Below are 20,909 nucleotides of genomic sequence, written 5' to 3' on the forward strand. Positions count from 1 at the left end.
TTTCATGGCGACTATTTTCGACCCCATCAAACTCGGCGACATCGAGCTGAAGAACCGCATCATCATGGCCCCGCTCACCCGCTGCCGCGCCGACGCAGGTCGCGTGCCCAACGCGCTGATGGCCGAGTACTACGTGCAACGCGCATCCGCCGGCCTGATCCTCAGCGAAGCAACTTCGGTCACGCCGATGGGCGTGGGCTATCCGGACACCCCGGGCATCTGGTCCAACGACCAGGTGCGCGGCTGGAGCAACGTGACCAAGGCGATCCACGGCGCGGGCGGCAAGATCTTCCTGCAGCTGTGGCATGTGGGCCGGATCTCCCACCCGTCGTACCTGAACGGCGAAACCCCGGTGGCGCCCAGCGCGATCCAACCCAAAGGCCACGTGAGCCTGGTGCGTCCGCTGGCCGACTTCCCAACGCCGCGCGCGTTGGAAACCGCTGAGATCGCCGACATCGTCGAGGCCTATCGCGTAGGGGCAGAGAACGCCAAGGCAGCCGGTTTCGACGGCGTGGAGATCCACGGTGCCAACGGCTACCTGCTCGACCAGTTCCTGCAAAGCAGCACCAACCAGCGTACCGACAGCTACGGCGGCTCCCTGGAAAACCGTGCCCGCCTGCTGCTGGAAGTGACTGACGCCGCCATCGAAGTCTGGGGCGCCGGCCGGGTTGGCGTGCACCTGGCGCCGCGCGCCGACTCCCATGACATGGGCGACGAAAACCGCCTGGAGACCTTCAGCTACGTGGCCCGCGAACTGGGCAAGCGTGGCATCGCGTTCATCTGCTCCCGTGAGAAGGAAGGCGATGACAGCATTGGCCCGCAGCTCAAGCAAGCGTTCGGCGGCCCGTACATCGCCAACGAACGTTTCACCAAGGACAGCGCCAACGCCTGGCTGGCCGAGGGCAAGGCGGACGCCGTCGCCTTTGGTGTGCCGTTCATTGCCAACCCAGACCTGCCGGCGCGCTTGAAAGCCGATGCCCCCCTGAACGAGGCGCACCCCGAAACGTTTTATGGCAAAGGTCCCGTGGGATACATTGATTACCCAGTACTTTGATCAGCCACTAAAATGACAAAGCCCTGCCTCGAAAGAGCCAGGGCTTTTTGATGCCTTTAAATATTCGGTCAACTATCAAAACTTTCTAAAAGCTCACTTCAATGTTCATATCAAGGCCGACGGCAAAACCGGATAGCCTTGTCGATCAAACGTTAATGACACGCCATTGAAAAGGAATTCAACATGACTGACACCGTTCAAGGTGACAAGAGCCTTTACGAAAAAACACCCTCGCAGTTCAACTACGCACCGCCGGATATCTTGCACAAATACATTGAGTCACTGGACACGAAAGAGCCCTCCGAGGTTCTCAACGCCCTGATGAAACAAGAAAAATTGAACGACGACGCCAACCAGCAGATTCAAGCCTGGCAACAAGAAAGCCGTCGACCAAATCGAACCCGTCTCATTGTAAAGTTAATCAACCATACCGACCGGGCACTTGCCGTGGGTGAAAACGACGTTGACCTGGACGCCGAAGAACGAGACTTCCTGAGTATTACTCCTTGGGACATCCTGGCCTTTAAACTCGACTTCGAATATTCCAGGCAACTGGGCAGCCGCAGTAAGGACATGTACAGAAACTTTATTGTGTTTGGCGACAAGGATTGCGGCTTCGTCTTTAACTTCGGTTTGCGCGTCAACACGTCTTTCGGTGTAATTTCATCGACGCTGACGCCCATCCGGACAAACAGGGTGACTTCTATCGGCGCTACGCCAATCAAGTGCTCGACCCGAATCTCTCATGCGGCGAATGATGAACCCTACGGGTTCACCGTGGAAATCACGCTGGCTTGATAGGTGGCCCCGCCAGGTTCATCTGACGGGGTATCCGCCGCCCCATTCGGAAGGTCTTTCGAAAGGTCTGTTCATACACTTTCACAGGTGCGCAACAAATCACCTACAAAATTCGCCGCCGATGCCCTATCAACCAAGACGACGTCAGTTTATAAAAGCAACTTCGTTCCACAGCTATTGACACAAACCGACGCAATTACGCATTTTGTTTCATTTGCGCAGGTGGGGGCTCAGGCGCAGCATATCCAGCCCGGCTTCCACCCAGCGCTCAGCCTCACCGGCCAGGTCGAAGCTGTCGGGGGCCAGCAACCACTGATACAAAATGCCGTCGATGTAGGCGTGAATAGCGACCGCCGCCCTTTCAGGATTCAGATCGTCCGGCAGTTGACCGCGCTTCATCGCGTTGCGCAACGACAACGCAATACGCACATTGCAGTCGAGGCTGACCTCGCGCCGCTGCTGGCGTAGATCACACATTTCATCGGTGAATTCGCACTTATGGAACAGAATCTCATTAATGCGTCGGGTTTTCGGGTCCAGGGCCACCTGCTGGAACAACCGGACCAGCAGCTTGCGAATACAGCCCAGCGGATCAAGCTCTTCTTCTCTCTCACTGGCACGGGCCAGCTCATCAAGGGGCTCGTGCAAGGTATCGAGCATGGCCTGGAGCAGGTCCGCCTTGTTGCTGAAATGCCAATAGATGGCGCCGCGCGTCACGCCGGCCAATGTGGCGATGTCGGCCAGCGTCGTACGCGCCACGCCTCGCTCGAAAAACGCCTTTTCGGCGGCTTCGAGTATCTGGCTGCGAGTCTCCTGGGCTTCCTCTTTGGTACGGCGGACCATGGCAGTAAACACCTCAATCAGGATGCGTCAGCAATGCGTAAGAATCAGCTGAACAAAATATGAGGCGACGTCTCTTGGAACGCGTCTCTGACTTACACAGGCCTTTGTCAGGCTTTTGTAAATCCGGATATTACGCAATTTGGCTGTTTACAAACAACCATGTACGTAAGTATATTTCTTAGCATCCTACTAATTGAAATAGTGCGCCTTTTTACCTTTCCATCTTTCGAGTGCGCTCGTTGCGCGCCTGGACCCGAGGATTTCCATGCAATTCAAGCCAGCTGTTACTGCCCTGGTTACTGCCATCGCCCTGGCATCGCTGCTCAGCGGATGCAAAAAGGAAGAGGCTGCACCTGCTCCTCCGCCTCCTCAGGTCGGCGTCGTAACCCTCAAGACCCAGCCTTTCACCCTGACGTCGGAGCTTCCGGGGCGCACCAGCGCGTTCCGCGTCGCCGAAGTTCGTCCACAGGTCAACGGCATCATTCTCAAGCGCCTGTTCAAGGAAGGCGCCGACGTCAAGGCCGGCCAGCAGTTGTACCAGATCGACCCGGCCGTCTATGAAGCGACCCTCAAGAGCGCCGAAGCCAACCTGCGTTCCACCAAGTCGATTGCCGACCGCTACAAGCAACTGGTGGACGAACAGGCAGTGAGCCGTCAGGAATACGACACCGCCGTGGCCAACCGCCTGGAGTCGGAAGCCAACCTGCAGACTGCCCAGATCAACGTGCGCTACACCAAGGTCTATGCGCCGATCTCCGGTCGCATCGGCCGCTCCTCGGTCACCGAAGGAGCATTGGTGAGCAACGGCCAGGCCGACGCGCTGGCGACCATCCAGCAACTGGACCCGATCTATGTCGACGTGACGCAGAGTTCGGTCGAACTGCTGCAACTGCGCCGCGAGCTGGAAAGTGGCCGTTTGCAAAAGGCCGGCGAAAACGCCGCCATGGTCAAGCTCACCCTGGAAGACGGCAGCCTGTATCCGCACGAAGGCAAGCTGGAATTCTCCGAAGTGTCGGTCGACCAGACCACCGGTTCCGTGACCTTGCGCGCCGTATTCCCCAACCCTGACCACACCCTGCTGCCGGGCATGTTCGTCCACGCGCAACTGCAGGCGGGTGTGAACAGCGCGGCGATCCTGGCACCGCAGCAAGGCGTGACCCGCGACCTCAAGGGTGCGCCGACCGCCCTGGTCGTGGGCGCTGACAACAAGGTCGAACTGCGTCAGCTCAAGGCCAGCCGCACCGTCGGCAGCCAATGGCTGATCGAAGATGGGCTCAAGGCTGGCGATCGCCTAATCACCGAAGGGTTGCAGTTCGTACGCCCTGGCGTGGAAGTCAAAGCCACCGAAGCCACCAACGTTGGCACCAAGAACCCGGTCCCCGCACAGGCAGCCGATAAAGCCGCCGGCGGCAAAGGGGAGTAAACCATGTCGAAATTCTTTATCGACCGTCCGATTTTCGCCTGGGTGATCGCCCTGGTGATCATGCTGGTCGGGGCCCTATCGATCCTCAAATTGCCGATCAACCAGTACCCGAGCATTGCACCACCGGCCATTGCGATCCAAGTGACCTACCCGGGCGCGTCCGCGCAAACCGTGCAGGACACCGTGGTACAGGTGATCGAGCAGCAGCTCAACGGCATCGACAACCTGCGTTATGTGTCCTCGGAAAGTAACTCCGACGGCAGCATGACCATCACGGCCACCTTCGAGCAAGGCACCAACTCCGATACCGCCCAGGTTCAGGTGCAGAACAAGCTGAACCTGGCCACCCCGCTGCTGCCGCAAGAAGTGCAGCAACAGGGCATCCGCGTGACCAAGTCAGTGCGAAACTTCCTGATGGTGATCGGCGTGGTGTCGCGCGACGGCAGCATGACCCGGGAAGACTTGTCCAACTACATCGTGTCCAACATGCAGGACCCGATCTCGCGGACCGCCGGTGTCGGTGACTTCCAGGTCTTTGGTGCCCAGTATGCGATGCGGATCTGGCTCGACCCGGCCAAGCTGAACAACTTCAACCTGACCCCGGTGGATGTGAGCACGGCGATTTCCGCGCAGAACGTGCAGATCGCCTCCGGCCAGCTCGGCGGCCTGCCGGCCATGCCCGGCCAACAACTGAACGCCACCATCATCGGCAAGACCCGCCTGCAGACCGCCGAGCAATTCAAGGCGATCCTGCTCAAGGTCAACCCGGACGGCTCGCAAGTGCGTGTCGGCGACGTGGCCGATGTCGCCCTGGGTGGCGAGAGCTACAGCATCAATGCCCAGTTCAACGGCTCCCCGGCCTCCGGCCTGGCAGTGCGTCTGGCAACTGGCGCCAACGCCCTCGATACGGCCAAGGCCCTGCGCAAGACCGTCAACGACCTCAAGCCGTTCTTCCCGCAAGGCCTGGAAGTGGTGTTCCCCTACGACACCACCCCGGTAGTGAGCGAATCGATCAAGGGCGTGGTTGAAACCCTGATCGAGGCGGTCGCGCTGGTGTTCCTGGTGATGTTCCTGTTCTTGCAGAACTTCCGCGCCACCATCATCACCACGATGACGGTGCCGGTGGTACTGCTCGGTACCTTCGGCATCCTTGCGGCATTCGGTTTCAGCATCAACACCCTGACCATGTTCGGCATGGTGCTGGCCATCGGCTTGCTGGTGGACGACGCCATCGTCGTGGTGGAAAACGTCGAACGGGTGATGAGCGAAGAAGGTCTGTCGCCCAAGGAGGCCACCAAGAAATCCATGGGGCAGATCCAGGGGGCCCTGGTGGGTATCGCCCTGGTGCTCTCGGCGGTGCTGCTGCCGATGGCGTTCTTCGGCGGCTCCACCGGTGTGATCTACAAGCAGTTCTCCATCACCATCGTCTCGGCCATGGCCCTGTCGGTATTGGTTGCACTGATCTTCACCCCGGCCCTGTGCGCCACCATGCTCAAGCCCATCCCCAAGGGTGAGCACGGCACGCCGAAACGCGGTTTCTTCGGCTGGTTCAACCGCACCTTCGACCGTGGCGTCAGAAGCTACGAGCGCGGCGTGGGCAACATGCTCAAGCACAAGGCCCCGTACCTGCTGGCCTACATCATCATCGTGGTGGGCATGGTCTGGCTGTTCACCCGCATTCCGACGGCGTTCCTGCCCGAAGAAGACCAGGGTGTGCTGTTTGCCCAGGTGCAGACACCGGCCGGTTCCAGCGCCGAGCGTACCCAGGTGGTGGTGGACAAGATGCGTGAGTTCCTGCTGCGCCCAAGCAAGGACGGCGGCGAAGGCGATGGCGTGGCCTCGGTGTTCACCGTGACCGGCTTCAACTTCGCCGGTCGTGGCCAGAGCTCCGGCCTGGCGTTCATCATGCTCAAGCCGTGGGAAGAACGTAACGCTGACAACAGCGTGTTCAAGATCGCCGGCCGCGCCCAGCAACACTTCTTCACCTTCCGCGATGCGATGGTGTTCGCCTTCGCACCGCCAGCGGTGATGGAACTGGGTAACGCCACCGGTTTCGACGTGTTCCTGCAGGACCGCGCCGGCATCGGTCACGAGAAGTTGATGGAAGCCCGCAACCAGTTCCTGGGCATGGCGGCCCAGAGCAAGATACTGGCCCAGGTGCGCCCGAACGGCCTGAACGATGAACCGCAATACCAGTTGGAAATCGATGACGAGAAGGCCAGCGCGCTGGGCATTACCCTCTCGAACATCAACAACACGCTGTCGATTGCCTTGGGCAGTAACTATGTGAACGACTTCATCGACCGTGGTCGAGTGAAGCGGGTATACGTTCAGGGTCAGCCGAATGCGCGCATGAGTCCCGAAGACCTGAAGAAGTGGTACGTGCGCAACAGCGCCGGAACCATGGTGCCGTTCAGCGCGTTCGCCAAGGGCGAATGGGTCTACGGCTCGCCGAAACTGGCGCGATACAACGGCGTGGAAGCGATGGAAATCCTCGGCACCCCGGCGCCTGGCTACTCCACCGGTGAAGCCATGGCCGAAGTCGAAGCCATCGCCAAGAAACTACCGGCCGGTGTCGGTATTTCCTGGACGGGCCTGTCCTACGAGGAACGTCTGTCGGGCTCCCAGGCGCCAGCGTTGTACGCCTTGTCGCTGCTGATGGTGTTCCTGTGCCTGGCGGCGCTGTATGAAAGTTGGTCGATTCCGATCGCGGTCATGCTCGTGGTGCCACTGGGGATCATCGGTGCCTTGATGGCGACCAGCCTGCGTGGCCTGTCCAACGACGTGTACTTCCAGGTGGGCTTGCTGACCACCATCGGCCTGGCGGCGAAAAACGCCATTCTGATTGTAGAGTTCGCCAAGGAGCTTCACGAACAGGGTCGAACCTTGGTGGAAGCCGCCATTGAAGCCTGTAGGATGCGTCTGAGACCGATCATCATGACGTCCCTGGCGTTCGTCCTCGGCGTGGTTCCGCTGGCGATCTCCACGGGCGCAGGTTCAGGCAGCCAGCACGCCATCGGTACCGGTGTGATCGGCGGTATGCTCACCGCGACCATCCTGGCAATCTTCTGGGTGCCATTGTTCTTCGTGACCGTGTCGTCGATAGGCCGTCGCAAAAATACCGACGGGCACGACACTCCTGAAACTTCCAAAGAGGCTGGCCAATGAGCAAGTCGCTACTCTCCCTGACCATCGCTGCCGTCGTGCTCAGCGGTTGCTCGCTGATCCCCGACTATCAGCGGCCCGAAGCACCGGTCGCGGCGCAATACCCACAAGGGTCTGCCTACGAGGCGGCCAATGCGCCCGGCCAGGCCGCCGCCGAGCAAGGCTGGAAGCAGTTTTTCCATGACCCGGCGTTGCAGCAGCTGATCCAGGTCGCCCTGGAAAACAACCGCGACCTGCGCGTCGCGGCCCTGAACATCGATGCCTATGCCGCGCAATACCGCATCCAGCGCGCGGACCTGTTCCCGGCGGTCTCGGCCACCGGTTCCGGCAGCCGTCAGCGCTTGCCAGCGCGGGCGTCGCAGACCGGTGAAGCGGGCATCAGCAGCTCCTACTCGGCCACCCTGGGTATCAGTGCCTATGAACTGGACCTGTTCGGTCGGGTTCGCAGCCTGAGCGAGCAAGCCCTGCAAAGCTACTTCGCCACCGAAGAAGCTCGTCGCAGCACTCAAATCAGCCTGGTGGCCAGCGTCGCCAATGCCTACCTGACCTGGCAAGCCGATAAGGAACTGCTCAAGCTGACCCAGGAAACCCTGGGCGCTTACGATCAAAGCCTCAAGCTGACCTCGCGCAGCGCCGAAGTCGGCGTGGCCTCGGCCCTGGACCTGAGCCAGGCGCGCACCGCCGTGGAAAACGCCCGCGTGCAACTGGCCCGCTACACCCGCCAGGTTGCCCAGGACGAAAACAGCCTGACCCTGCTGCTGGGCACCGGCCTGCCGGCCAACCTGCACACCCAACCGCTGAGCGATGACCTGCTCAGCGAAGTGCCGGCCGGACTGCCGTCGGATCTGCTGCAACGTCGTCCGGACATTCTCCAGGCCGAACGCAACTTGCTGGCCGCCAACGCCAACATCGGCGCCGCGCGGGCTGCGTTCTTCCCGAGCATCAGCCTGACGGCCAACGCCGGCACCCTGAGCCCGGACCTGTCCGGCCTGTTCAAGGGTGGTTCGGGCACCTGGACCTTCGCGCCGCAAATCAACCTGCCGATCTTCAACGCCGGCAGCCTGCGGGCGAGCCTGGACTACGCCAAGATCCAGAAAGACATCAACGTCGCGCAGTACGAGAAGTCGATTCAGACCGCGTTCCAGGAAGTCTCCGACGGCCTGGCCGCACGGCGGACCTACAATGAACAGCTGCAGGCCCAGACCGCCTTCGTCGCCGCCAACCAGGACTACTACCGCCTGGCCGAGCGTCGCTACCGCATCGGCGTCGACAGCAACCTGACCTTCCTCGACGCCCAACGCCAACTGTTCAGCGCCCAACAATCGCTGATCACCGACCGTCTCTCGCAATTGACCAGTGAGGTCAATCTGTACAAGGCACTGGGCGGTGGCTGGAACGCCGAGACGGGCAAGAACGAACCGGTGAAAGAAGAAGCGCCGAAGATGAAGCTGTTCTGATTGATGTTTGAACGCTGAAACACGAAGCCCACCGAAAGGTGGGCTTTTTGTTTGTGCGTGCTGTGTGGGAGCAAGACTTGCCCACGATGAAGGCGATGCGGTCTTGCAGAAACCGAGACGCCTGTTTCGCGAGCAAGCTTTGCTCCCACAGCCCAGCATGGGATAAATCCCACCCAACTAACGTGGGTCGACGATATCCAGCGCTCGACTGGCCAACAACTCACCCAAGTCAATCATCTGCGCCACGCCGAGCGCGACATGCCGCCGCGAGCCTTCCAGATCGAACGCCAGGTCGTTGACCATGGCACTGGCCGAGGCCAGGGTTTCGCTGAGATTTGCTAGCAGGCACTCGGTGTCGAGGGTATCGATGACGGTGAAAACTTGAGTAGATGAGGTGTTGGGTTTTGGGGCGGGAGTGGTGCCCAGATGGTAATCGAGTGCTCGGTCTGCGGCCTCATGGAGCTTTTCTGGATCGGGGTCGTTGTAGGGGAAGGTGCACTCTGATGGCGAAGAAGGATGATGTTTTTTCATAACGGCGCTCCTGCATCAATTGGAGCCCGAGACATTGGGTCCGGGCGCTGGCGCCTAATGAATTCGGCGGGCTTGCAGTCCCGGTCGCTGAGTGGGCAGCGACCGGGACAGGCTAGATTTACCGCTTCCGAGCAGCAACCTTAAAACCTCGTCGGAAAAGTCGTCGAGTCTGTCAGACCGGCCACACATCTTGTGCGAGCTTGCTCGCGATAGCGGCCTGTCAGCTGGCTTTGCTCTTGTTGACTGGGTACATATCCGTTTTCGTGGTAACGGCGACTTAGGGTTTCGCCCTTACGGCGAGTCACTTTCGAAAAGCGCGAAAGTAACCAAAGCGCTCCTGCCCCACCACTCGGCACCTCGCCTAGGCTCGGTGTGCCCTCACTCCGGCATTGCTCCGTGGGCCGCCGCGAAGGACCATCCATGGTCCAGCGCGGCTACCTCGGCATCCATGCCGAGGTGCCCACTGCGCAATGCCTGCGTTCGGCCAGCGTGGTTAACGGGGCGCCGAGATCAACGTCCGCCACGAGGCGGCCTAGTAGCCGACCTGGTTCTTGGTGAGACCGCGTTTCTCCTGTGGGAGCAAAGCTTGCTCGCGATGGCGGTGGGTCAGTCACATGGATGTTGAGCCTACTGGCCTCATCGCGAGCAAGCTCGCTCCCACAATTGGGATTGGGGACAGCCGAAGAAACAGGTTGGCTATAAGGGAGCCTTCGCGAGCAGGCTTTGCTCCCACAGATCTGATGGGTGTACGACCGGGAGAGCCAGGTCGGCTATCAGGCCGCCTCGCGAGCAAGCTTTACTCCCACAGATCTGATGGGTGTACGACCGGGAGAGCCAGGTCGGCTATCAGGCCGCCTCGCGAGCAAGCTTTACTCCCACAGATCTGATGGGTGTACGACCGGGAGAGCCAGGTCGGCTATCAGGCCGCCTCGCGAGCAAGCTTTACTCCCACAGATCTGATGGGTGTACGACCGGGAGAGCCAGGTCGGCTGTCAGGCCGCCTCGCGAGCAAGCTTTGCTCCCACAACAGCTCTGATGGGTGCACGACCGTGAGAACCAGGTCGGCTGTCAGGCCGCCTCGTGGCGGACGTTGATCTCGGCGCCCCGTTAACCACGATGGCCGAACGCAGGCATTGCGCAGTGGGCATCCCGGCATGGATGCCGGGATAGCCGCGCTGGGCCATGGATGGCCCTTCGCGGCGGGCCCACGGAGCAATGCCGAAGTGAGGGCATGCCGAGCCTAGGCGAGGCACCAAGTGGTGGGGCAAAAGCGCTTTGGTTACTTTCGCGCTTTTCGAAAGTGACCCGCCGTCAGGGCGGAACCCTAAGTCGCCGTTACCGCGAAAACGGATATGTACTCAGTCAACAAGAACAAGGCCAGCTGTCAGGCCGCCATCGCGAGCAAGCTCGCTCCCACAGTAATTGCGTCTATCCAACCAATTGTTTTGCCGTTCGATAATCGCCCAAAACCCGCAAACGGCAATTGAACCGATCCCGGGCGGCCCTTCACCATCGCTCGCACAAAACCAATAACAACAGGTTCGAAGCCATGCCCCTACGCCCCGCCTCGCCAGGCTGATCCCTCGATCATCTAACCGCCCAGGTTCCACCGTACCGTCTGCAATCCAAAGTTGCGGCAACGACCCGTTTTGCCCATAAAAATCAGAGACACGCCCATGAAACCCACACAGTACTTGTTCCCCAGCCTCATTGCCGTAGCCCTGACCAGCACCGCCCTGCCCGTCCTGGCCGCAGAGTCAGGGTTTGTCGAAGATGCCAAGGTCAACCTCAACCTGCGCAACTTCTACTTCAACCGCAACTTCACCAACTCGAATGCCACCCAAGGTAAAGCCGAGGAATGGACCCAGAGCTTCATCCTCGACGCCAAGTCCGGCTTCACTCAGGGTGTGGTCGGTTTCGGCGTGGATGTGCTGGGCATGTACTCGGTGAAGCTCGACGGCGGTCGTGGCACGGCCGGTACACAACTGCTGCCAGTGCACGACGACGGTCGCCCGGCCGATGACTTCGGTCGCCTGGGCGTGGCCCTCAAGGCCAAGGTCTCGAAGACTGAGTTGAAGGTTGGTGAGTGGATGCCGGTGCTGCCGATCCTGCGTTCCGACGACGGCCGTTCCCTGCCCCAGACCTTCCGTGGCGGCCAGGTAACCTCCACCGAAATCAGCGGCCTGACCCTCTACGGCGGCCAGTTCCGCGCCAACAGCCCGCGCAACGACGCGAGCATGGAAGACATGTCGATGAACGGCCGCGGCGCGTTCACCTCCGACCGGTTCAACTTCGGCGGCGGCGAGTATGCCTTCAACGAAAAACGCACCCAGGTCGGCGTCTGGTACGCGGAACTGTCCGACATCTACCAGCAGCAATATTTCAACCTGACCCACAGCCAACCCATCGGCGACTGGACCTTGGGCGCCAACCTCGGCTATTTCACTGGCAAGGAAAACGGCAGCGCCCTGGCCGGCGACCTGGACAACAAAACTACGTTCGCCATGCTCTCGGCCAAATACGGTGGCAACACCTTCTATGTCGGCCTGCAAAAAGTCGGTGGCGACGATGCCTGGATGCGCGTCAACGGCACCAGCGGCGGCACCCTGGCGAACGACAGCTACAACTCCAGTTATGACAATGCCAAGGAAAAATCCTGGCAACTGCGCCACGACTTCAACTTCGCCGCCGTCGGCGTGCCGGGCCTGACCCTGATGAACCGCTACATCAGCGGCGACAACGTGCATACCGCCACGGTCGACGATGGTAAGGAATGGGGTCGGGAAAGTGAGCTGGCTTATACCGTGCAGAGCGGCGCGCTGAAGAGCCTCAATGTGAAGTGGCGCAACTCGACGATGCGCCGGGATTACAGCACCAATGAGTTCGATGAGAACCGCTTGATCGTCAGCTATCCGATCAGCTTGCTGTAAAAGCCAGATATGGATGGAGGCTGTACCACCGTCATCGCGAGCAGGCTCGCTCCCACAGGGAATCGGTGTCGAGCACCAAAAGTGTGCTCACTGAGCATCCCGTGTGGGAGCGAGCTTGCTCGCGATGACTTTGGCACATCCAACATCATCGCCAACTGACCCACCGCCATCGCGAGCAAGCTCGCTCCCACAGGGATTTGTAGCGGATGGATGCCTGTGAGCGACTCAAAAACTTGTGGGAGCGAGCCTGCTCGCGATGACGGTGGCACATTCAACATGGCCGCAAGCTGACCCACCGCCATCGCGAGCAAGCTCGCTCCCACAGGGACTCAGGGTGTGGGCTTAACCCCGTGATTCGACGCCCAGTTCATCCCACACCGACTCGGCCAGGTGAAAGGTGGCGTTGGCCGCCGGGATGCCGCAGTAGATGGCGCTCTGCATGATCACTTCCTTGATCTCGCCGCGGCTCACGCCGTTGTTGGCGGCGGCGCGCAGGTGCAGCTTGAGTTCTTCGTTACGGTTCATGCCGATCAGCATGGCAATGGTGATCAGGCTGCGGGTGTGGCGCGGCAGGCCCGGGCGGGTCCAGATGTCGCCCCAGGCGTGGCGGGTGATCATCTCCTGGAACTCGCTGTTGAACTCAGTCAGCGCATTGAGGCTGCGGTCGACATGGGCGTCGCCCAGCACCGCGCGGCGAACTTGCATGCCTTCGTCGTAACGTTGTTTCTCGTCCACAAAAAACTCCTCAGGCGCGGCTGGAATCAAGTAGGAAATCCAGCACCCGCGCGCTGAACGCGGCGCCGGCCTGGACGTTGGACAGGTGCGCGGCGTAGAACTCGGCGTACTCGGCCCCACGGACCCGCTCCTGGATAAAGTGCCCACCCGACGGCGGCGTCACGGCATCTTCAGTGCCGGCGATCACCAGCAGCGGCACGCGGATCGACGCCAGTTGCTCACGGAAGTCGGCATCACGCACCGCCGCACAGTTGGCCGCATAGCCCTGGGGCGAAGTGGCGGCGAGCATGTCAGTGATTTTTTTTGCGGTCGCAGGCTGGGCCTGGGCAAAGTCGGGGGTAAACCAACGGGCAATCGAGGCGTCACGCAACGCCACCATCGCCGCCTTGCCGTCACGCAGCACGGTTTCGATGCGCGGGTTCCACACCGACGGATCGCCGATCTTGGCCGCGGTGTTGCACACCACCAATTTGTGCAGACGTTCGCCGGCATTGATTCCCAACCACTGGCCGATCAGCCCCCCCATGGACAAGCCACAAAAGTGCACCTTGTCGATATGCAAGGAATCGAGCATGGCCAGTACATCGCGTCCCAGTTGTTCGATGCTGTACGGTCCTTCGGTGACCAGCGACTGGCCATGGCCGCGCGTGTCGAAGCGCAACACGCGAAAGTGTTCGCTGAAGGCCGCAACCTGCTCATCCCACATGTGCAAATCGGTGCCCAGGGAGTTGGAGAGCACCAACACAGGGGCGTCTTGCGGCCCATCAAAACGATAGTTCAGATCGCCCTCGGCGAGTTTGACGAATCCCACAACAGTCTCCTTTCAGGCGTTAAAGGCAAGGTGTTCGGCCACCGCTCGGGCCACCCAGGTCTGGGCTTGTCCGAGGTAGTGGGCGGGGTTGAGCAAATGATCGAGTTCGGCGGCGGACAGTTGCTCGGTGACCTGGGGTTCGTCCCCCAGCACCTGACGCAAATGCCGGTGTTCGGCCACGACGCGCTTGCAGCATTGCTCCAGCAGATGGTGCGCCGTGTCACGCCCCACACGCTGGGCCAGGACGATGCTCACCGCTTCGGCCAGCACCAATCCCTGGGTCAATTCCAGGTTGCGGGCCATGCGCGCCGCATCCACTTCCAGCCCTTCGGCCAGCAGCCGCGCCTGTTGCAAGGCACCAGAGACCAGGCAGCAGATCTCCGGCAAGGTTTCCCATTCGGCGTGCCACAGGCCCAGGCTGCGCTCGTGTTCCTGGGGCATGGCGCTGAACAGCGTCGACAACAAGCCAGGCACCCGCGTCGCCGCGCCGATCAGCACGGCCGCGCCCACTGGGTTGCGCTTGTGCGGCATGGTGGACGAACCGCCCTTGCCCGGCGCCGACGACTCGAACGCTTCGCCGGCCTCGGTTTGCATCAACAGGCTGATGTCGCGGCCCAGCTTGCCCAGGCTGCCAGCGATCAAACCCAGCACCGAGCCAAACTCCACCAGGCGATCGCGCTGGGTGTGCCACGGCTGTTCCGGCAGGTTCAGTTGCAACTCGGCGGCCAGGGCTTCGGCGACAGGCAGCGCCTGCTCCCCCAACGCCGCCAGGGTTCCGGAAGCGCCGCCGAACTGCAGCACCAGCAAGCGCGGCTTGAGTTCCCGCAAGCGTTGGCGACTGCGGGTGATCGCCCCCAGCCAACCGGCGATTTTCATGCCCAAGGTCACTGGCGTCGCGTGTTGCAGCCAAGTGCGACCGGCCAACGGTGTGGCGGCGTAGCGTTCGGCTTGGCGGGCCAGGGTGTCGGCCAGTTGCGCCAATTCGCCTTCGATCAAGCCCAGCGCCTGGCGCAATTGCAGCACCAGCCCGCTGTCCATCACGTCCTGGCTGGTCGCGCCCAGGTGCACATAGCGCTCGGCCTCGGCGCTCTGGCTGGCGATGCGCTTGCCCAACGCCTTGACCAGCGGGATCGCCGAATTGCCGGCACTGGCAATCGCTTCGCTCAATGCCGAAAAATCGTACAACTGGGCACGGCAGGCGTTCTCGATTGGCGCCACCGCGTCCTGGGGGATCAAACCTACCCGCGCCTCGGCCCGGGCCAGCGCCGCCTCGACATCCAGCATGGCCTGGACCCGCCCCGCATCGCAGAACACCTCGCGCATGTCGCGGGCGGTGAAGTAGGCATCGAACAGCTGATTGCCCGGTCGTTCGCTCATAAACAGTCCTTGGATGCGCCCGCCTCTCGGTCGGGCGCGGTGGTGTCAAAGGTCGTGATGCAAATACGCCGGTTGCTTGGGCAGGCGCAGGCTAAACAGAAACGCCACCACCATCATCACCGTGACGTACCAATAAAATGCGTTTTCCATGCCTTGGGCCTTCAGGCTCAGGGCGACGTACTCGGCCGAGCCACCAAAAATCGCATTGGCCACCGCATAGGCCAACCCTACCCCCAGCGCCCGTACTTCGGGTGGAAACATTTCAGCTTTTACCAATCCGCTGATGGAGGTGTAGAAGCTGACGATCGCCAGCGCCAGGGTAATCAGCACAAACGCCAGGAACGGGCTGCTGATACTTTTGAGGGTCAGCAGGATCGGCACTGTGCACAAGGCGCCCAGAGCGCCGAACCAGAGCATGGAATTACGCCGACCGATCTTGTCCGCCAGCATGCCGAACAGCGGCTGCATGCACATATAGAGGAACAGCGCGCCGGTCATGATGTAGCTGGCGGTCTTGGCGTGCAGGCCAGCCGTGTTCACCAGGTACTTCTGCATGTACGTGGTGAAGGTGTAGAAAATCAGCGAGCCGCCGGCGGTGTAGCCGAGCACGGTGATGAACGCGGCCTTGTGGCTGCGAAACAGTGCCGCGATGCTGCCGGCATCCTTGTTCTCGCGCATTTCCTTGCTGCTGGTTTCCTTCAGGGAACGGCGCAGGAACAGGGAAATCAATGCAGCCACGGCGCCCACCACGAATGGAATCCGCCAGCCATAGGCACGCAGTTCGTCTTCGCTGAGCAACTGTTGCAGGATCACCACCAGCGACACCGCCAGCAATTGCCCGCCGATCAGCGTCACGTACTGGAACGAGGCGAAAAAGCCACGTTGGCCCTTGAGGGCGACTTCGCTCATGTAGGTGGCCGTGGTGCCGTATTCGCCACCCACCGACAGGCCCTGCAGCAAGCGCGCGAACAACAGCAACAGCGGCGCCCAGACGCCGATGTCCTTGTAGGTGGGAAGGCAGGCGATGAGCAACGAGCCGAAGCACATCATCAGCACCGAGATCATCATCGAGTTCTTGCGCCCATGACGATCCGCCACCCGGCCGAAAATCCAGCCGCCGATGGGTCGCATCAGGAACCCGGCGGCGAACACACCGGCCGTGTTGACCAGTTGCACCGTAGGGTTGTCCGAGGGGAAGAACGCTGGCGCGAAATAAATCGCGCAGAACGCGTAGACGTAGAAGTCGAACCATTCGACCAGGTTGCCGGATGAGGCACCGACGATGGCGAAGATGCGCTTGCTGCGTTCTTCGCCGGTGTAGTGGCTGGTTGGGGTGGTCATGGGTTATTCACTCTTAGGGACTCAACAAAGTCTAGACACACTTCGTAACAGTCCCGTTCCACAGTATTGCGTTGCTTATACTGGCGCTATCGCGGGCAAGCCTTGCTCCCACAGAGGTTGCAGCCATTACCCACAACCTGTTGTGCACGCCTTGTGGGAGCAAGGCTTGCCCGCGATGGCGCTCCTGCTGGCACACTCAATAATCGAAGAACACCGTCTCGGCATCCGTGCCCTGCAGAATCACGTTCCACTGATACACACCCGACGCATCGGGCTTGCTCACGATCGTGGCGCGACGCTCCTCGGGTACACAGGCCAGCAGCGGGTCGGTTTCGTTGGCCGGTTCGCCGTCGAAGTAGATGCGCGTCAGCAAATGCTTGACCAGCCCGCGAGCGAACACCAGCACCACCAAGTGCGGGGCCTGGGTCGTGCCTTCCAATCCCGGCACAGTGCCCGGCTTGATGGTGGTGAAGCGGAAGCGCCCTTCGGCATCCACCGGCACCCGGCCAAAGCCTTCGAAGTGCGGGTCCAGGGGTTTGTCCTGGTCGTCTTCCGGGTGGGCGTATTTACCGGCGGCGTTGGCCTGCCAGACTTCCAGCATCGCGTCGTTGACGAACTGGCCATTGCCGTCGACCACCTGCCCGGTGATCGCCACGCGCTGGCCGAGGGTTTGTGCGACGGTCAGGTCTTCGCGGTTCAGCCAGGTCAGGCCGATGTGGTAGTAAGGGCCAACGGTGTGGGACGTGGTGGCGGTGAGCGTCATCTTATTTCTCCATCGGCGTGGCATCGCGGCCGCGCAAGACGATGTCCCAGCGGTAACCGAGGGCGTAGTGAGGGACGGTTTTTTCGAGGTCGAAACGGGCGATCAGACGTTCCTTGGCGCGGGTGTCCGGCACGCAGTTGTAGATCGGGTCGTATTCCAGCAACGGGTCGCCCGGGAAGTACATCTGCGTCACCAGGCGCGTCAGGATACTCGGCCCGAACAGTGAGAAATGGATGTGCGCCGGGCGCCAGGCGTTGTGGTGGTTGCCCCACGGATAAGCACCAGGCTTGATGGTCTGGAACTGATACCAGCCGTCGGCATCGGTGACGGTGCGACCGGTGCCGGTGAAATTTGGGTCCAGGGGCGCGTCATGGTTGTCGCGGTCATGGTTGTAGCGACCGGCGGCGTTGGCCTGCCAGATCTCCACAAGGATGCCTGGCACTGGCAGGCCATTCTCATCCAGCACGCGCCCGTGAATGATGATCCGCTCCCCCAATGGCTCGCCGGCATGTTGGGCGGTCAGGTCATGGTCCTTCTCTTGGACGCGGTCGGCACCGACAGTCGGGCCGGTAATTTCCGACAGCGAATGAGGCAGGAACACCAATGGCTTGGACGGCGAGCGCAGGTTGGTGGACTGGTATGGCGGGTGCAGATACTCCGGCTGGGTGCCCGCTTGAGGGCGACGATAACCAGGCTTGTCAGTCATGAAGCATTCCTCGGTTTCTTATTAGTAGAGCGACGCATCAGACGCGCTCGATTGCCAATGCCAGACCCTGGCCGACGCCGACGCACATGGTCGCCAGGCCTTTTTTGCCGCCGGTCTTTTCCAGGTGGTGCAGCGCCGTCAGTACCAAGCGCGCCCCGCTCATGCCCAGTGGATGGCCGAGGGCGATGGCGCCGCCGTTCGGGTTGACCTGGGGAGCATCGTCCGCCAGCCCCAAATCGCGCAACACCGCCAGGCCCTGGCTGGCAAACGCTTCATTGAGTTCGATCACATCGAAATCCGCGACCGCCAGGCCCAGGCGCTCAGTAAGCTTGCGCACCGCCGGCACCGGACCGACGCCCATCACTCGGGGTGCCACGCCGGCACTGGCCATGCCCAGCACTTTGCCGCGGGGCGTCAGGCCGTGCTTCTTCACTGCTTCGGCCGACGCCAGGATCAGTGCAGCCGCGCCGTCGTTGACACCCGAGGCGTTGCCGGCAGTGACGGTCTTGTCGGGGCCGTTGACCGGCTTGAGTTTGCTCAAGGTCTCCAGCGTGGTGTCGGCGCGGGGATGCTCGTCCTGCTCGACCACGGTTTCACCTTTTTTATGGGTGATGCGCACTGGAACGATTTCTTCGGCGAAAAACCCTGCCGCCTGGGCCGCTGCCGTGCGCTGTTGGCTGCGCAAGGCGAAAGCGTCCTGGTCGGCACGGGACACGGCGTAGTCATCGGCCACGTTATCAGCGGTCTGCGGCATCGCATCCACGCCGTACTGGGCTTTCATCAATGGGTTGATGAAGCGCCAGCCGATGGTGGTGTCTTCCAGCTTCATGTTGCGGGAAAACGCCGCGTCCGCCTTGCCCATCACGAACGGCGCACGGGACATCGACTCCACCCCACCGGCGATGGCCAGTTCCATCTCACCGCTGGCGATGGCGCGGAACGCGGTGCCGACGGCGTCCATGCCCGAGGCGCAGAGGCGGTTGAGGGTCACGCCGGGGATGCTTTCCGGCAGGCCCGCCAACAGCAGCGCCATGCGCGCCACATTGCGGTTGTCTTCGCCGGCCTGGTTGGCGCAGCCGAGAAACACTTCGTCCACCGCGCTCCAGTCCACCGAAGGGTTGCGCTCCATCAGCGCCTTGATCGGCACGGCCGCCAGGTCGTCGGCGCGCACGGCGGACAAACCGCCGCCAAACCGACCGATAGGGGTTCGAATCGCATCACAGATATAAACGTCGCGCATCAGGCTTCTCCCGGTGCCTGGCCGTGGGCCGCCGCGGTACGAGCTTCCAGGTCGCGCAGTGCGCGCAGCTCCACTTCGGTCGGTTCGGCGGTGGTTTGCACCTGATCGGCGAAACGAATCGCCCACCCGGTGGCGGCAATGACTTGCTCGCGGGTCACGCCGGGGTGCAGCGCGGTGACCACGAACTCATGGGTGTCGGCTTCCGGTTCCATGATGCACAAGTCGGTGATGATACCGACGGGACCGGCGCCTGGCAGGCCCAGGCGCTTGCGCGAATCGCCGCCTTCGCCGTGGCCGACCGAGGTGATGAAATCCAGCTTGTCGACAAACGAGCGAGCCGACTGCTTGAGGATGATCAACACGCTCTTGGCAGAGCCGGCGATTTCCGGCGCGCCACCGGCACCCGGCAAGCGGACTTTCGGCTGATGGTAGTCGCCCACCACCGTAGTGTTGATGTTGCCGAAACGGTCGACCTGGGCTGCGCCGAGGAAACCGACGTCGATGCGTCCGCCTTGCAGCCAGTAGCGAAAAATCTCACCGGTCGGTACGACGGTGTCAGCGGTTTCCGCCAGCTCACCGTCGCCGATGGACAGTGGCAGTACGCTGGGCTTGGCACCGATCGGGCCGGATTCGTAGATCAGCACGACGTCCGGCGACGACGTCAGCCGCGCCAGGTTGGCCGCTTTCGACGGCAGGCCGATGCCAACGAAGCACACGGCATTGTTCTTCAAGCGACGCGCCGCGGCGACGGTCATCATTTCGTTGGTGGAGTAAGTCATGGTTTCACCTGCGAAGCAGCTGCCAGTCTGGCCTGGAATTCACTGAAGTCTTTAGTGCCATGGATGTATTCGTTGATCCATGCGGTAAAGGTCTCACGGTCCCGGGCGATCGGATCCCACGCCTGGTAGAAGCGGTTGTCACGCTCGGTGTAGCCCAGAGCGTAGGACGGATGAGCACCACCCGGCACAAGGCACACGGCGCTCAACGCCCAGGTCGGCAGTACGCAAGCGTTCATCGGTGCGTTCAGATCGTCGACGATTTCTTCCACGGTGACGATGCAACGCTTGGCGGCCAGGGCGGCTTCTTTCTGCACACCGAGAATGCCCCACAGCAGCACGTTGCCCTTGCGGTCGGCTTTCTGGGCGTGGATCACAGTGATGTCCGGGCGCACCGAAGGTACAGCGGCCAATACTTCACCGGTGAAGGGACAGGTCACGCTCTTGATCAGCGGGTTGACCTTCGGCAGGTCGGAACCGGCATAGGCTCGCAGTACGGCGAACGGCAGGCCGGAGGCGCCGGCGACGTATGCGTTGGCCAGGTCGGCGTGGCTGTGTTCCTCGATCTCCAGCGGGCGTGGCCATTGTTTCTCCACGGCATCGCGCAAGCGGTGCAACGACCCGACACCAGGGTTGCCGCCCCAGGAGAAAATCAACTTGCGAGCACAACCGGCGCCGATCAACTGGTCGTAGATCAGGTCAGGTGTCATGCGTACCAGGGTCAGGTCTTTCTTGCCCTGACGAATGATTTCATGACCCGCCGCCGTAGGAATCAAGTGAGTGAAGCCTTCGAGCGCGACAGTATCGCCGTCGTTGACGAATTGCTTCACCGCGTCGTGCAGCGAAAGGATTTCAGCCATGGGGCAGGCTCCCGTTTTCCAGTAGACCGACATGAAGAAAAAGGCGCGAGGTTAAGCGCCGCAGTGACTGAAGATTAAGCCGGGCGGTAAAGCCAAACA

The 20,909-nt window shown here is 61.5% G+C and carries 17 protein-coding genes; 6 read left to right on the top strand and 11 right to left on the bottom strand.

The features are described from left to right. Positions 1 to 4: 4 nt before the first annotated feature. Together KI237_RS23150 and KI237_RS23155 are read left to right on the top strand one after the other, a co-directional pair. A complete protein-coding gene (locus tag KI237_RS23150; protein WP_212797215.1) occupies positions 5 to 1,054 on the top strand; it encodes an alkene reductase in 1,050 nt (349 codons plus the stop codon). A 183-nt stretch (positions 1,055 to 1,237) separates the two neighbouring features. Then, complete coding sequence (locus tag KI237_RS23155) at positions 1,238 to 1,852, top strand: hypothetical protein (protein WP_212797216.1); 615 nt, start codon at positions 1,238 to 1,240, stop codon at positions 1,850 to 1,852. 210 nt (positions 1,853 to 2,062) lie between these two features. Here the strand turns inward: KI237_RS23155 and KI237_RS23160 are convergent, their stop codons facing one another. Continuing rightward, positions 2,063 to 2,695, bottom strand: a complete 633-nt coding sequence (locus KI237_RS23160; protein WP_212797217.1) for a TetR family transcriptional regulator — start codon at positions 2,693 to 2,695, stop codon at positions 2,063 to 2,065. A gap of 265 nt (positions 2,696 to 2,960) precedes the next feature. Between KI237_RS23160 and KI237_RS23165 the strand changes: the two genes are divergently transcribed. The 3 genes from KI237_RS23165 to adeC are packed head-to-tail and all read left to right on the top strand — an operon-like array spanning position 2,961 to position 8,740. Next, on the top strand, positions 2,961 to 4,118 hold the full coding sequence (locus KI237_RS23165; protein ID WP_212797218.1) for an efflux RND transporter periplasmic adaptor subunit: 1,158 nt from the start codon (positions 2,961 to 2,963) through the stop codon (positions 4,116 to 4,118). A gap of 3 nt (positions 4,119 to 4,121) precedes the next feature. Next, positions 4,122 to 7,286: an efflux RND transporter permease subunit EmhB gene (gene emhB, locus KI237_RS23170; RefSeq protein ID WP_212797219.1), complete on the top strand. Its 3,165-nt coding sequence runs from the start codon at positions 4,122 to 4,124 to the stop codon at positions 7,284 to 7,286. Then, positions 7,283 to 8,740 carry an AdeC/AdeK/OprM family multidrug efflux complex outer membrane factor gene (gene adeC, locus KI237_RS23175; protein WP_212797220.1) on the top strand — a complete coding sequence of 486 codons (1,458 nt, stop codon included), beginning with the start codon at positions 7,283 to 7,285 and terminating at the stop codon, positions 8,738 to 8,740. The genes emhB and adeC overlap by 4 nt, the downstream gene beginning before the upstream one ends. Before the next feature lie 177 nt (positions 8,741 to 8,917). On the opposite strand, the gene KI237_RS23180 is transcribed toward adeC, so the two are convergent. Further along, positions 8,918 to 9,271: a DUF6124 family protein gene (locus tag KI237_RS23180; protein ID WP_212797221.1), complete on the bottom strand. Its 354-nt coding sequence runs from the start codon at positions 9,269 to 9,271 to the stop codon at positions 8,918 to 8,920. 1,676 nt (positions 9,272 to 10,947) lie between these two features. On the opposite strand from KI237_RS23180, the gene KI237_RS23185 reads away from it, so the two are divergent. After that, the gene (locus tag KI237_RS23185; RefSeq protein WP_212797222.1) at positions 10,948 to 12,201 is read left to right on the top strand and encodes an OprD family porin; all 1,254 of its coding nucleotides are present in this window, start codon (positions 10,948 to 10,950) and stop codon (positions 12,199 to 12,201) included. Between the two features lie 342 nt (positions 12,202 to 12,543). Here KI237_RS23185 and pcaC read toward each other — a convergent pair whose 3' ends face one another. From pcaC to KI237_RS23230, 9 genes are all read right to left on the bottom strand, one after another. After that, the gene (gene pcaC, locus KI237_RS23190) at positions 12,544 to 12,936 is read right to left on the bottom strand and encodes a 4-carboxymuconolactone decarboxylase (protein WP_212797223.1); all 393 of its coding nucleotides are present in this window, start codon (positions 12,934 to 12,936) and stop codon (positions 12,544 to 12,546) included. 10 nt (positions 12,937 to 12,946) lie between these two features. Next, positions 12,947 to 13,747, bottom strand: a complete 801-nt coding sequence (gene pcaD / locus KI237_RS23195; RefSeq protein WP_212797224.1) for a 3-oxoadipate enol-lactonase — start codon at positions 13,745 to 13,747, stop codon at positions 12,947 to 12,949. A 12-nt stretch (positions 13,748 to 13,759) separates the two neighbouring features. After that, positions 13,760 to 15,124 carry a 3-carboxy-cis,cis-muconate cycloisomerase gene (locus tag KI237_RS23200; RefSeq protein ID WP_212797225.1) on the bottom strand — a complete coding sequence of 455 codons (1,365 nt, stop codon included), beginning with the start codon at positions 15,122 to 15,124 and terminating at the stop codon, positions 13,760 to 13,762. Between the two features lie 45 nt (positions 15,125 to 15,169). Then, entirely contained in the window at positions 15,170 to 16,465 is a 1,296-nt protein-coding gene (locus KI237_RS23205; RefSeq protein ID WP_212797226.1) for an MFS family transporter, read from the bottom strand. Positions 16,466 to 16,661: 196 nt separating this feature from the next. Beyond that, on the bottom strand, positions 16,662 to 17,228 hold the full coding sequence (pcaG, locus tag KI237_RS23210) for a protocatechuate 3,4-dioxygenase subunit alpha (protein ID WP_212797227.1): 567 nt from the start codon (positions 17,226 to 17,228) through the stop codon (positions 16,662 to 16,664). Between the two features lies 1 nt (position 17,229). Further along, positions 17,230 to 17,934: a protocatechuate 3,4-dioxygenase subunit beta gene (pcaH, locus tag KI237_RS23215; protein ID WP_212797228.1), complete on the bottom strand. Its 705-nt coding sequence runs from the start codon at positions 17,932 to 17,934 to the stop codon at positions 17,230 to 17,232. A 37-nt stretch (positions 17,935 to 17,971) separates the two neighbouring features. Continuing rightward, positions 17,972 to 19,177 (bottom strand): 3-oxoadipyl-CoA thiolase, encoded by a 1,206-nt coding sequence (pcaF, locus tag KI237_RS23220; RefSeq protein WP_212800685.1) that lies wholly within the window; start codon positions 19,175 to 19,177, stop codon positions 17,972 to 17,974. Continuing rightward, positions 19,174 to 19,953 carry a CoA-transferase subunit beta gene (locus tag KI237_RS23225; RefSeq protein WP_014336962.1) on the bottom strand — a complete coding sequence of 260 codons (780 nt, stop codon included), beginning with the start codon at positions 19,951 to 19,953 and terminating at the stop codon, positions 19,174 to 19,176. The genes pcaF and KI237_RS23225 overlap by 4 nt, the downstream gene beginning before the upstream one ends. Further along, the gene (locus tag KI237_RS23230; RefSeq protein WP_212797229.1) at positions 19,950 to 20,810 is read right to left on the bottom strand and encodes a CoA transferase subunit A; all 861 of its coding nucleotides are present in this window, start codon (positions 20,808 to 20,810) and stop codon (positions 19,950 to 19,952) included. Before KI237_RS23230 ends, KI237_RS23225 begins: the two co-directional genes overlap by 4 nt. Positions 20,811 to 20,909 lie beyond the last annotated feature (99 nt).

The organism is Pseudomonas sp. St316 (assembly GCF_018325905.1).
In the GTDB taxonomy this organism is placed as follows: domain Bacteria; phylum Pseudomonadota; class Gammaproteobacteria; order Pseudomonadales; family Pseudomonadaceae; genus Aquipseudomonas.